Source organism: Trinickia sp. (assembly GCF_051961175.1).
Lineage (GTDB): Bacteria > Pseudomonadota > Gammaproteobacteria > Burkholderiales > Burkholderiaceae > Trinickia.
Window position 1 is genome coordinate 22849 of the sequence record NZ_JBQCDN010000280.1, and the last position, 12568, is coordinate 35416.

Sequence of the window (12568 nt, forward strand, 5' to 3'; positions counted from 1 at the left end):
TCAGCACTACCTCGAAGAGTCGGCCGCATCAACCACGCGGCGCGCGATCTCGGCCAGACGTACGCCGGCATCCATCGCGCGCTTGCGCAAGGTGGCGTACGCATCGTGTTCAGAGAGCTTGCCCCGCTCCATCAAGAGGCGCTTGGCACGGTCGATGGTCTTACGATCCTCGAGTTCGGTTTCCGCCTTGGCCAACCGCTGACGCAGCTTTTCCTCGTGCGCGAAGCGCGCCAATGCCACTTCCAAGATCGGCGCGAGCTTGTCGGGCGTCAGCCCTTCGGCCATGTACGCGGTGACGCCCGCATCCACGGCGCTGCGAATCAACTGCTGATTCGCATCGTGGCTGAACATCAGCACCGGACGCGGAGCTGTTTCGTTCATGACCGCCAGATGCTCGAGCGTGTCGCGTGACGGCGATTCCGTATCGATGATCACCACATCGGGCCGCTCGCGCTCGACCACTTTCGGCAACGCATGCGGCGCGGCGGCTTCGGGTAGCATCTCGTAGCCGAGGCGTGCCAACGCCTCGCGCAATTCGCCGATCGGTTTTTCTGTGTCGGTGACGAGCAAAATACGCAACATCTAAGCAGGTGTCGTCGTGGTCAGTAAGCGCTTGATTTCAGGGACGCACGAACCGCAGACAGTGCCGCAGCCGAGCGTCGACTTCAATTCCTCCAATGCCGCGCCGTTGGCGATGCCTTGCTCAATCTGCGATTGCGTCACCTGCTTGCAACTGCAGACCACGCGATCGCGCGGAGCACGTGCGCGTGGCATGTCGCCGCCGAGCAAAACGATCGCGTGGCGCGGGCCTTCCCAGGGCGCGGCGCTGCGAAGCTGTTCGAGCAGGGCGCTGGCGGGGCTCGTTTCGCCGGTCACCAGGAAGCCGTCCACCACCTGCTCGTTCCAGGCGATGCGCTGCGCGCGGCCGCGACGTGCGTCCCGGTACTCGAGCAGATCGTCGCCACGTGCCAATCCTAACGCATCGTGCAAGCGTTCGGTCCAAGCCACGTCGGCTTCGGTATCGGCCGCGCTCACCACCAGCAAATCGTCGGCTTCGACGCGAATCGAAGCATAGCGGCGCTCCGCGAGTAGCGGTTGTACGGTTGCCCGCAACGCCAGAACGTCGCCTCGCTTGGCGGCGACAAGCCGCCAGGGCAACTTGGCATGCTCGACGCGCACGGCCGCATGCTTCAGTTCCGGTTGCTTCGAGTCGGGATCGACCGCGCCGGTCGTGGCTTCGTTGATCCCGCCGCTATCGAGGAACTGGCCGCTCCAGTGCATGGCCGCGAACACCGTGCCAGGCGGCAAATCGTCCGTCGTTTCGAGCGGCAGCACAAGCCGGCCCCGACGGCTGGCAACCGTGACCAGTTCGCCGTCCTTGAGCCCGCGGCGCGCCGCATCCTCGCGCCGCATCGACAAGGTCGCTTCCGGCGCATGATTGAACAGCGCACCGGCGCGCCCCGTACGGCTCATGCCATGCCATTGATCGCGCAGACGTCCCGTCACAAGGCGGAAGGGGTAGCGGGCATCCGCCGGCTCGGCAACGGGCAAATAGCGCGCCGCATGAAACCGGGCACGGCCATCTTCCGTGGCGAAGCGACCGTCGGTGTAACGGCGAGCCGAACCCGTGGCAGCACCCGCCGGAAACGGCCATTGCTGCGGACCGTCGCCTTCGAGTCGTTCGTAAGAGAGTCCTCCGATATCGAGGTCTCGTCCTACGGTAAGCGCGCGATGCTCTTCGAAAACGTCCTGCGGAGACGCAAAGGGAAACAAGCTTGCGCCGGGTTCGCGGTCTTGCGACGTCGACAACCGAGCCTCGAGCCTGCGCGCGACTTCATTGACGATCCACCAATCGGCGCGCGCCTGGCCGGGCGGCTCGACGGCCGCGCGTACCCGCGAAATGCGCCGCTCGGAGTTCGTGACGGTGCCCGATTTCTCGCCCCAGCTCGACGCCGGGAGCAATACGTCGGCGTAGGGCACGGTATCCGTCTGCTCGAACGCCTCTTGCACGACGACGAATTCGGCGGTGCGCAACGCTTTGCGGACGCGCTCGATGTCGGGCATCGAATGCACCGGGTTCGTGCAGGCGATCCAGATCGCTTTGATCTTACCGGCGGCGACGGCATCGAACATCTCGACGGCCGGCAAGCCGGGGCGGGCGGATAGCTCGCTCACGCCCCACAACGTTTCGAGTTCCGCACGATGCGCCGCATTGCCGATGTCTCGATGCGCGGCGAGCATCGTCGCCATGCCGCCCACTTCGCGCCCGCCCATGGCGTTCGGTTGGCCCGTCAACGAAAACGGCCCCGCGCCGGGCCTGCCGATTTGCCCCGTGGCCAGATGCAGGTTGATGAGCGCCTGATTCTTATCGGTGCCGTGACTGGACTGGTTGAGCCCCATGCAGTAGAGCGATAGGGCGGCGGGGCTCGCGGCGAACCATTCGGCGGCTTGCAGCAGGTCTTGCTCAGCGATGCCGCAGATCTCGGCGGCCATGCTCGGGGTGTAGCCGCGAACGAGCGCCTTGAGTTCGTCGAATCCGTTCGTATGCGCGTCGACATACGCACGGTCGATCGACCCTTCCCAAATCATGTGATGCAGCATGCCGTTGAACAGCGCGACGTCGGTGCCCGGTGCAACGGCCAGATGAAGATCGGCCAGCGCGGCCAGATCGGTGCGGCGCGGATCGACGACGATCCATTTGACGTCCGGGTTCTTCGCCTTCGCTTCTTCGAGACGCCTGAACAGCACCGGATGCGCGTACGGCATGTTGCTGCCCGCGACCAGCACCGTCTGTGCGAGTTCGAGATCTTCGTAGCAGGTGGGCGGGCCGTCCGCGCCGAGCGACTTCTTATAGCCGGTCACCGCGCTCGACATGCACAAGCGCGAGTTCGTGTCGATGTTGTTGGTTCGGACGAGCCCCTTGGCGAGCTTGTTGAAGACGTAGTAGTCCTCCGTCAGCAACTGGCCGGAAATATAGAAGGCGACGGCATCGGGGCCGTCGCGTTCGATCACGTCGGCGAAGCGCGCCGCGACGTGATCGAGCGCGACGGACCAATCGGTCGGCTTGCGTTCGGAATCGCGCGTGAACCGGATTTCGGGATGCAGTGCCCGGCCGGCGTGGCTGGCAGCCGTCAAGGGAAGCGTACGTCCCTTCGTGCAGAGCCTGCCGAAATTGGCCGGGTGATCGGGATCGCCGGCGATGCCCGTGATGCGGCCGTGCTCGGCTTCGATGAGCACGCCGCATCCTACGCCGCAGTAGCAACACGTCGAACGTGTGACGGTCTTCATCGCGAAGCGAGCCTCCTCATGCGAAGCGGACGAACACGGCTTCGCCGTCGACCTTGACGGCAAAGCGCATCGTGCAGCCCTCGTCGGGCGCGCACGCGTCGCCCGTTTCGAGGGCGATGTTCCAGCTGTGGAGCGGGCACGTCACCGTCTTGCCGTGCACGATGCCTTGGGAGAGTGCCCCGCCTTTGTGCGGGCAACGATCGTGCAGTGCGAAGACTTCATCGTCGGCAGTCCGAAACAAGGCGATATCGCCGTCGTCGCGCTTGAGGACGCGGCTGCCCAGCCGCGGAATATCTGAAACACTGCAAACGTGCGTCCAGGCAGAAGTGGTAGCGGGGGAAATCGTCATATCCATGGTTCGGTACTCTCAAGCGATGACTTTGAGCGGGATGTATTCGCGTTCTTGCACGCCGCCAATGCGCGCTTGCCACGGATCGGGCAACCCTTCGAGCGAATACAGCAGGCGTTCGTAGAGCGCACGGCGATTGGCGTCGTCGTCGACGATCTTGCGTTTCACGTAATCAAGCCCCACGCGCGCGATGTAATGCACGGTGCGATCGAGGTAGTGGGCTTCTTCCCGATACAACTGCAGGAATGCCGCTGAGTACTCCTTCACTTCTTCGGCCGTCTTGACCTTCGCGAGGAACTGCGCGACCTCCGTCTTGATCCCGCCGTTGCCGCCGACATAGATCTCCCAGCCGCTATCGACAGCGATGACGCCGACATCCTTGATACCGGCCTCGGCGCAATTGCGCGGGCAGCCCGAGACCGCGAGCTTGACCTTATGCGGTGACCACATGTTCGCGAGCATCGTCTCGAGATCGATGCCCATTTGCGTGCTGTTCTGCGTACCGAAGCGGCAGAACTCGCTACCGACGCACGTCTTCACGGTGCGAATCGACTTGCCGTACGCATGGCCCGACTGCATGCCGAGATCTTTCCAGACGCTAACCAGATCTTCCTTCTTCACACCGAGCAAATCGATGCGCTGGCCGCCCGTGACCTTGACCATCGGGATGTTGTACTTGTCGGCGACATCGGCGATGCGACGCAGTTCGTCGGGTGTCGTGACGCCGCCTTTCATCTGCGGCACCACTGAGAACGTGTTGTCCTTCTGAATATTCGCGTGCACGCGTTCGTTGACGAAGCGGCTTTGCGGATCGTCGACGGCCTCGCGCGGCCAGGTCGATACGAGGTAGTAATTGATCGCGGGCCGGCAGCTCGCGCAGCCATTGGGCGTGCGCCATTCGAGGAAGTCGTAGACGGCGCGGTGCGTGAGCAGCTTGTGCTCGCGCACGGCCTTGCGCACTTCGTCGTGCGTGCGATCGGTGCAGCCGCACATGGCTTTGGTCTTCGGCGTTTCCTGGAAGCTCGTGCCGACGGTGCTCATCAAGATTTGCTCGACGAGCCCCGAGCATGAGCCGCAGGAGCTCGCCGCCTTCGTGTGCTTCTTCACTTCGTCGAGCGTGAAGAGTCCCTTTTCGGTAATGGCCTTGACGATCGTGCCTTTGCACACGCCGTTGCAGCCGCACACCTCGTCGGAATCCGCGAGCGAGGCGGCGCGGTTGTGGCCTTGCACGCCTGCGTCGCCGATGCTCGATTCGCCGAACATCAGGCGATCGCGCAATTCGCCAAGCTTGCGGCCCTCGCGCAACAGTTTGAAATACCAGGCGCCGTCGGCCGTGTCGCCGTAGAGGCAGGCGCCGACCAGGCGATCGTCTTCGATCACCAGCTTCTTATAGACGCCGCTGGCCGGATCCGACAACACGATCTGCTCGGTGTTCTCACCACCGACAAAATCGCCGGCCGAGAACAGATCGATACCGGTGACCTTCAGTTTCGTCGACAGCACCGAACCCTTGTAGCTGCCGATGCCCATCAGCGCGAGGTGGTTCGCGCACACTTTGGCTTGCTCGAACAGCGGAGCGACGAGGCCATACGCCACACCGCGGTGGCTGACGCATTCGCCCACTGCGTAGACGCGCGGATCGTAGGTTTGCAGCGTATCGTTGACCACGATGCCGCGATCGCAGTGCAGTCCCGCCGCTTCGGCAAGCGCGGTATTCGGGCGAATACCGGCAGCCATGACGACGAGGTCTGCTTCGATCGTTTCGCCGTCTTTAAAGCGCACGCCGGCGACTTCCCCGGCCTCGTTGCCGATAATTTCGCTTGTTGCTTTCGCCATCAGGAATTCCAAGCCGCGCGCTTCCAGCGAGCGCTGCAGCAGACGGCCGGCATTTTCGTCGAGCTGCCGTTCCAACAGCGTCGAAGACAAATGCACGACCGACACATCCATACCGCGCAGCTTCAGGCCGTTGGCCGCCTCCAGCCCGAGCAGGCCGCCGCCGATCACGACGGCGCGCCGCTTGACGGTGGCCGCGTCGATCATCGCTTGGGTATCGCGGATATCGCGATAGGTGATGACGCCTTTGAGTCCCGCGCCCGGCACCGGCAAGATGAACGGCTGCGAACCCGTCGCGATCAGCAGGCGATCGTAGGGCGCTTCTGTGCCGTCTTCGGCCACGACGACGCGCCGCTTGCGATCGATCTTGGAGATGGTCTTGCCCAAATGAAGGCGAATGCCGTTTTGCTCATACCATTCGAGCGGGTTCAGAACGATGTCGTTGAACGTCTGCTCGCCGGCCAGCACGGGCGAGAGCAGGATCCGGTTGTAGTTCGGATGCGGCTCCGCGCCGAAGACGGTGATCTCGTAGTGATTCGGCGCGAGCGCCAGCAATTCTTCGATCGTCCGGATACCGGCCATGCCGTTGCCAATGACGACGAGTCGGGGCGCGTTCATCGTGAGTTACTCCTTGAGCCGTTGAGGTCGCAGCGTCATTGCCCGACGGGGGAAACAGAAATCAACGTTTTTGGCATGCGCCAACGAAAACGGCGTCCGCTCGTGTCGAGGCACGAGGGGACGCCGTTGTCCTTGAAGCGTGAGCGGTGGCCTGAAGCGAGGGCGAGAAGACGGATACCTTCATCGCCCGGGCCAGTCATCGCATTGCGTTGCATGCATCCCGACGCCATTGCCGGGTACGGGCGAGGTCTATGCAAGGGCTATGCCAAGGGAGTGAAATGCAGTGCTGGCGGGCGTTTCCGGCTGGGGCGGCGCTGCGCAGGGCGAGCAATGCACCGAATTGTCGCACTGCAGCAGTGCAGCGCACCGAGCGGGCCGCACCCGTTCGGCGCGGGGTGTGTCCGGTTCGGTGCGTGGCGTTCGGGCGTTGAAAGAGGGCTAAATAACCAAAACGCCTAATCTAAGTACATAACGTTCGCTTGCCAGGGTGCGTCGCGCTTCGATCGGGGACTATAATTCAAGGCTTCGCTTCAGTCTTCCCGCGAAGTGCGTGCAGGCAGACTTGTACGCACCGTGCGGCTTCCATGCTGGCCAACGTACCAACTGAGGAGGTTTCACATGTCCATCCGCATCGGCGACGTCGCACCCGATTTCACCGCCGAAACCACCGAAGGCACGATCAAGTTCCATGAATGGATCGGCGACAACTGGGCCGTTCTGTTCTCGCATCCGAAGGATTTCACGCCGGTTTGCACCACCGAACTCGGTACGGTGGCGCGTTTGAAGCCCGAATTCGATAAGCGCAACGCCAAAGTGATCGGCCTGAGCGTCGATCCGGTCAGCGATCACGAAAAGTGGGTGGGAGATATTGCCGAGACGCAAGGTCATGCGGTCAATTTCCCGGTGATCGGCGATGCCGACCTGACGGTATCGAAGTTGTACGACATGATCCACCCGAATGCGAGCGGTGGCGTGCGCACGGCGAACGACAACGCCACGATTCGCTCGGTGTTCATCATCGGACCGGACAAGAAGGTCAAGGCGATGCTCGTCTATCCGATGAGCGCGGGCCGCAACTTCGATGAGATTCTGCGCCTGGTCGATGCCGTGCAGGTGAATGCTCAGCACGCAGTGGCCACGCCCGCGAACTGGCGTCCGGGCGACGACGTCATCATCCCGACGTCGGTATCCGACGAAGATGCGAAGAAGAAGTACCCGCAAGGATTCAAGACGCTCAAGCCGTACCTGCGCACCGTCGCGCAGCCGAAGTAACCGCAACGACGGTTCGAACGGCATCGGTGCGTTCGGCTCGATTCGAGATCGAACGCGCCGAGCATTTAATGATCGAGTCTTTTCATCGTCTCGGATTCGATCGCCGCCTGCCATTCCTCAGAAGCTTCGATCGGATTCGTTTCGTCCTCGACCGAAAACTGTGCGCGCTCGGCCGCCGTGCGCGCGCGGCCGAAGTCGTCACCGAGGCCGTCTTCACCGTCGTCCTCGCCCGGCGGTTCAAGCATATCTCTCAGCATGGCGTCGAGCTCCGGGGTATCCCAGGGCTTGCCGTGCTGTTTGCAGACCTTGATGTAATGCCGGATCTCCGCATCTTGTTCCGGCGTAAGCGGAAGCCCGCGGAAAGTCCGCTGGGGATCGATGTCGGTCATGATGGCACTCCGCGGCAACTGATAAACAGATCGATATCCGAGTGTAGCGCCGTTGCGCGGGAATGCGCTAGCCGGAGAACGCCGATGCCCGCCGATGCCCGGCGCTGGCAGGCGACGCTTCGACGCGCTTCGCATCGTAGGCGGGCGCTTCGCTGTACGCGCCCGCGTCGCCCCGCGCCTTCGCTAAACTGGTTCACCGCGGATTCGGCTTACGACGGCTTGCAGCGTCTCGATGCCGTTTGGCCTGCAGGTAGCCGCCTCTTCCATGCAGCAGGGACGGACGACGACGACGAGGAGCGAGCGATTGGACACCTTCGACAGCCGCCATGCGGCCGCCCGCGAACCCGCCTTGAAACCCGGCGGCGACAGCACCGGGACAATCGATCGTCAGCTCCGTTTCCTTTGCGCGCCGGATCCTGATGCCGTCCTGCTCGACGATTTCCGGGAGCGCATCGACGCTGTCCGAGCAAGGCGGCCCCCGAGTTCTGCGCCCGCACCGGCGCGTCAGCGGGATTCAGCATTGCGGGTGCTGCTGCTCGGTTACACCGGCGCGGGCAACACGGGGGCCGATCTGCGGACAATCGAGACCATTCGGCAACTCCGGTCGCTCTTCGCCGGCCGCCGGCTCGAATTGACGGTTTTCGCGCTGGGCGGGCTGCTCGATCACCCGATTCTGAGCGCTGTGGGCGTATTCGCTCCGCGTAGCGACTATCCGCCCGACGCACTGGCCGAAGCGATCGAAGACTACGATGTCGTACTCAACGTCGAAGGATCGACATATACGTCGAAATTCTCCGACGCGCTGGCGGCGTTGCTGATCGGCGGTCTCGGCTTGGCGGCCGCTCATGGTCGGGTGGCGTGCGCGTATGGAATCGATGCCGGAGGTATGACGGCGCGGTTGACGGATTTCGCGGCGCACACGGGCGAGAACGTGGATATCGTCTGCCGCAGCCGTGGAGCGAGCGAACGGTTGCGGGCGCTGGGACTGGCGACCGAACAGGGGGCGGATACAGCCTGGACGTTTCGGGCGGCGCTGGACGCCCGGCCCACGCTACCGGCCCGCCATGCCGTACTGTGCCCAAACAATCCGTTCTGGTGGCCCGTGCGGACGAACGTCCGCCGCGCGCTCGAACTCGATGGGGCGAAGGCGCAAGCGTCGTTGCGCTACGGTCCTTTGAGCTTTCATTCGTGGGATGACTTGCGCGCCGCGCGCTTCGACGCCTACAAGCGCAGCTTCGCGGCCATTGCCGAGGGATTGAAACAGCGCGGCTATGCGCCCGTGTTCGTCGCGATGGAGCGTCTCGACCGTGCAGCTTGCGAGGAAATTGCGGCGCTGCTGCCGTTCGACGCGCCCGTCATTGCTCGCGGCGAACATTCGCTCGATGCAGTCGTTGCCACGTTGGAAGACGCACAGTGGATCGTTACGACGCGCTATCACGCGTCGGTGTTGGCGATCGCCAATCGCGTTCCCGTGGTGGGCGTATCGATGGACAGCCGGATCGACCAACTCTTCGCCGAAAACGCGCTGAGCGAGTGGTCGGTTTCGTGCGACGAGCGCGGTTTCGAGGCCCGTGTGCTGGAGCGTATCGACGTTGGCACCGGGCCGGCGCTCGACGGTTTGCGCGAACAGTACGCACGCATTGCGGCGCGGGAGGCGCGCACGTTCATGGCAATGGGGCGGAGGCTGAAGGAACGGATCGACGCTCAGTGCTGAGCGATGCTCGGGACGTCTGGTCGCCGGGTTGTTCGATTTGGCGGGGCGGCAGGCTAGTAGGGCAGAGGGCATTCGAGGCCGCCATGGACCCTGCCATGGCGGCCTCCCTTCATTCGTGCGCGAGTTGACGCGCTCGCGCGAATGCCGGCATCACGTCCTTGGCGAAACGGGCCATCGACGCCAGCACGCGCTCGTGCGGCAAGTCGCCGAACCAAAAACTCGCACTGAAATAGTCGCACCCGAGGCCATCCCGAATACGCTGAAGCTGGCGGATGCATTCGTCGGCCGTGCCGATGACAACATAGTCGCGGCGCATGATCTCATCCATAGGCTCGCCGGGAAAAGCATCGGCACGCACCACGCCGTCCTGCACTTGCGCGGCGTCGTAGCGCAGCCGCACCGTCGCGCGGCCATTCCAGCGCGCCGCACGCACCGCATCGGCCGCATCCGCTTCATTCTCGGCCACATACACGGGCCGCTGCGTGCCGACCAGCAGGCGCGAGTGACCGGCGAACAGGTCCGGGTAGGCTACCCGCACATTGGTGAGCCGCGAAATCGGCTCCAGTACGCCCGTGAAGAGATTCATCCCGATCCGCGTCGCGCACGCCACCGATTCGCGCTTGCTCGAATTCACGACGAGCCAAAACGGGGCGCGCCGCTGCAACGGTTGCGGATAGAGCCGCGTCGGCGCGATCTCGAATCGCTCGCCTTCATACGAGAACGTCGGTTGATGCAGTGCGCGCTGGATGATCTCGAGCGATTCAAGATAGCGCGTCTCATCCTCGCCCTTGGTCATCCCAAAGCGGTCGTATTGATATTGCTGGTAGCCTTTGCCGAGTCCGACTTCGACGCGCCCGCCGCTCAGGACATCGAGCGTGGCCAGCTCTTCGGCCACGATCAGCGGATGATGGAGCGGCACCGGTACGATGGCCGGCCCCAGCCGGATGCGGCGGGTCTTGGCGGCGATATGCGCGAGCAGCACAAGTGGCCGTGACGTGTAGGCGTAGTTCGTGAAGTGATGCTCGGCCAGCCATAACCGCGTCAGCCCGATCGACTCCGCCATTTGCGCCACGTCGAGCGCCCGCGCGTAGAGGTGGCTCGCGGGCGCGGCCTCGGGAGACTGCATCGTCATAAAGGTGCCGAACTCCATGGGTTTCCACTCCTTGTCGCTCGCAAGCGGGTTCGCTCGCGCCTAAGGGCTTGCGCGATTGGGAAACGTTCATCGTGGGAAGTTCTGCTTTCGATTGGCTTGCGGGCGGCGATGTTGTGTCATCGGCGCCGCACTTGCCCGGTTGCCTGCATCGGGAATGAGGAGCCGGCCTTCGAGCCCGGCGCGCGCCTCGTTCGGCGACACCTCGCCGATCATGCGTTTCCATGGACGAGAGGGACTGCCGAGGGTGCGGCAGATGAGTGAACGAAGCCGTGCTCCGGGGTGCGAAGCACGAGGGGCGTATAGGCCGATCGGACAACGTCGAGGAAATGTTATAACATTGTATTGCCCGCACACGGCATTTAAGGCTAACATTTCGCTTACGGTGATGTCATGAAAGTCACGATTCGCAGGATGGGGAATTCGCAAGGGATCTTGATCCCGAAGCCCATCCTTGCTCAGCTTGGATTGGAGGGCGAAGTGGAAATGGAAGTGCAAGACGACGTTTTGATTATCCGGAAGCCGCGGAAGCAGGCACGCGTGGGATGGGCGGAAGCGAGTCGGGCCGTTGCGCAAGCGGGCGACGATTCGCTTGTGATGGGCGAGTTCGGCAACGCCGATGATTCGGAGTGGGTGTGGTAGCGCGCGGCGATATCTGGCTGGTCGCCCTCGATCCAACATTGGGAAGCGAAATCCAGAAAACGCGTCCTTGTGTGGTGATTTCGCCGGCCGAGCTGCACGATCATCTGCGCACGGTGATCGTCGCACCGATGACATCGAAAGGGCGCGCCGCCCCCTATCGCGTGCCGATCACCTTCAGGCGTACCCACGGCCTCATCCGGCTCGATCAGATTCGCACCGTCGACAAAGTGCGATTGATGAAAAAAGAAGGTACGGTCACGGGTACGACGCTCGCGCGCACGCTGGAAATGTTGCTGGAAGTCTTCGCACAATGAGGTGTGACCTGTCCAGCTGGCCGGCACACGCACGCTCCGGGTAGCCAGCCATACGATGGAAACAAAAGAACGGGCCAGTTTAATGGTCGAGAGGATTCGCGCGTTGATGCGCCAGCAAGGCATGAACGACGCCGATCTGGCGCGCAAGACTGGCGTGTCCGCCGGCACGCTGAGCCGCGTCCTCTCAATGGAGACGGAAGATCCGCGCATCAGTACCGTCCTGGCGATCGCTGACGCCCTCGGTTCCACGGTTGGCTATCTGCTTCAAAGCGAACGCGCCTATCCGATTCCGATCCTCGGCTGGGACGAGATCGTCGAGTTCGCGCGCGGCCACCGCGATGTCGCGCGCAAAACGCAATGGCTAACCGTCGATACGCCGCGCAGGCCCGGTACATTCGCGGTGAGAACGATATCGTCGATGGCACCGCGCTTTCGCGAAGGGTCTATCGTCGTGGTGGAACCCTGTGTCACGCTGCGCGACGCACAAGTGGCTGCCGCGGTCGTCGACGGCAGCGGCCCCGCGTTACATCGTGTCGTCAAGGACGGTGACGTCGCCTGGCTGAAGAGCTTGAATGGGACGCGCGCCGAGGCGATCAACGCGTTTGCAAGCGGCGTGATCGTACTCGGCGTCGTGACCGAATCGCGTTTGATCAATCCTTGAACGAGAACGGATTGAAGTTCGTGTGATAGTCGTAGTAGTCGATTTGGTCGATTTGCTTCAGGCGTTTGGAGGCCGTGGTGACGAGCGGCAACAGCACGAGCTCGTAGATCAGCTTGACGAATATCTGGATGCCGATCATCGTTAGCACGACTTGCCGCGGCAGCCGCCCCCAGAACAAGATCGAGCAAAACAGAGCGCTGTCGATCACGATAGCAACGAAAGTGCTGGCTACCACACGCGCCCACAGAGAGCTGCCGGCCGTCGCGATCTTGAGCTTGGCGAGGAACGTCGTATTGATGAATTCGCCGCAGAAGTACGCGACGGTCGAAGCCACGAAC

Annotated in this window: 12 protein-coding genes; 5 read left to right on the forward strand and 7 right to left on the reverse strand. The window is 63.0% G+C overall.

The window, feature by feature from the left end; all coding sequences use genetic code 11:
* Positions 1 to 6 precede the first annotated feature (6 nt).
* From ACTHL0_RS16805 to nirB, 4 genes are read right to left on the reverse strand one after another with little or no spacing between them, the layout of a single operon-like run.
* On the reverse strand, positions 7 to 582 hold the full coding sequence (locus ACTHL0_RS16805) for an ANTAR domain-containing response regulator (RefSeq protein WP_440567944.1): 576 nt from the start codon (positions 580 to 582) through the stop codon (positions 7 to 9).
* The gene (locus ACTHL0_RS16810; RefSeq protein WP_440567945.1) at positions 583 to 3288 is read right to left on the reverse strand and encodes a nitrate reductase; all 2706 of its coding nucleotides are present in this window, start codon (positions 3286 to 3288) and stop codon (positions 583 to 585) included.
* A 16-nt stretch (positions 3289 to 3304) separates the two neighbouring features.
* The gene (gene nirD, locus ACTHL0_RS16815; protein ID WP_440567946.1) at positions 3305 to 3637 is read right to left on the reverse strand and encodes a nitrite reductase small subunit NirD; all 333 of its coding nucleotides are present in this window, start codon (positions 3635 to 3637) and stop codon (positions 3305 to 3307) included.
* A gap of 18 nt (positions 3638 to 3655) precedes the next feature.
* On the reverse strand, positions 3656 to 6088 hold the full coding sequence (nirB, locus tag ACTHL0_RS16820; protein ID WP_440567947.1) for a nitrite reductase large subunit NirB: 2433 nt from the start codon (positions 6086 to 6088) through the stop codon (positions 3656 to 3658).
* A gap of 618 nt (positions 6089 to 6706) precedes the next feature.
* Here nirB and ACTHL0_RS16825 point away from each other — a divergent pair.
* Positions 6707 to 7360 (forward strand): peroxiredoxin, encoded by a 654-nt coding sequence (locus ACTHL0_RS16825; RefSeq protein WP_440567948.1) that lies wholly within the window; start codon positions 6707 to 6709, stop codon positions 7358 to 7360.
* Positions 7361 to 7425: 65 nt separating this feature from the next.
* Here ACTHL0_RS16825 and ACTHL0_RS16830 read toward each other — a convergent pair whose 3' ends face one another.
* Positions 7426 to 7749, reverse strand: coding sequence for a hypothetical protein (locus tag ACTHL0_RS16830; RefSeq protein ID WP_440567949.1), 324 nt, complete (start codon positions 7747 to 7749; stop codon positions 7426 to 7428).
* Positions 7750 to 8053: 304 nt separating this feature from the next.
* Here ACTHL0_RS16830 and ACTHL0_RS16835 point away from each other — a divergent pair, with 304 nt between their 5' ends.
* On the forward strand, positions 8054 to 9463 hold the full coding sequence (locus ACTHL0_RS16835; RefSeq protein WP_440567950.1) for a polysaccharide pyruvyl transferase family protein: 1410 nt from the start codon (positions 8054 to 8056) through the stop codon (positions 9461 to 9463).
* Between the two features lie 109 nt (positions 9464 to 9572).
* Here the strand turns inward: ACTHL0_RS16835 and ACTHL0_RS16840 are convergent, their stop codons facing one another.
* On the reverse strand, positions 9573 to 10613 hold the full coding sequence (locus ACTHL0_RS16840; RefSeq protein ID WP_440567951.1) for an LLM class flavin-dependent oxidoreductase: 1041 nt from the start codon (positions 10611 to 10613) through the stop codon (positions 9573 to 9575).
* Between the two features lie 393 nt (positions 10614 to 11006).
* On the opposite strand from ACTHL0_RS16840, the gene ACTHL0_RS16845 reads away from it, so the two are divergent.
* The 3 genes from ACTHL0_RS16845 to ACTHL0_RS16855 are packed head-to-tail and all read left to right on the forward strand — an operon-like array spanning position 11007 to position 12230.
* Entirely contained in the window at positions 11007 to 11255 is a 249-nt protein-coding gene (locus tag ACTHL0_RS16845) for an AbrB/MazE/SpoVT family DNA-binding domain-containing protein (protein ID WP_440567952.1), read from the forward strand.
* Positions 11249 to 11569: a type II toxin-antitoxin system PemK/MazF family toxin gene (locus ACTHL0_RS16850; protein ID WP_440567953.1), complete on the forward strand. Its 321-nt coding sequence runs from the start codon at positions 11249 to 11251 to the stop codon at positions 11567 to 11569. Before ACTHL0_RS16845 ends, ACTHL0_RS16850 begins: the two co-directional genes overlap by 7 nt.
* A 55-nt stretch (positions 11570 to 11624) precedes the next feature.
* Complete coding sequence (locus ACTHL0_RS16855; protein WP_440567955.1) at positions 11625 to 12230, forward strand: LexA family protein; 606 nt, start codon at positions 11625 to 11627, stop codon at positions 12228 to 12230.
* Here the strand turns inward: ACTHL0_RS16855 and ACTHL0_RS16860 are convergent.
* The coding region (locus ACTHL0_RS16860; protein ID WP_440567956.1) for a VUT family protein at positions 12220 to 12568 on the reverse strand (349 nt) is incomplete at its 5' end. The two genes, ACTHL0_RS16855 and ACTHL0_RS16860, sit on opposite strands and share 11 nt — an antisense overlap.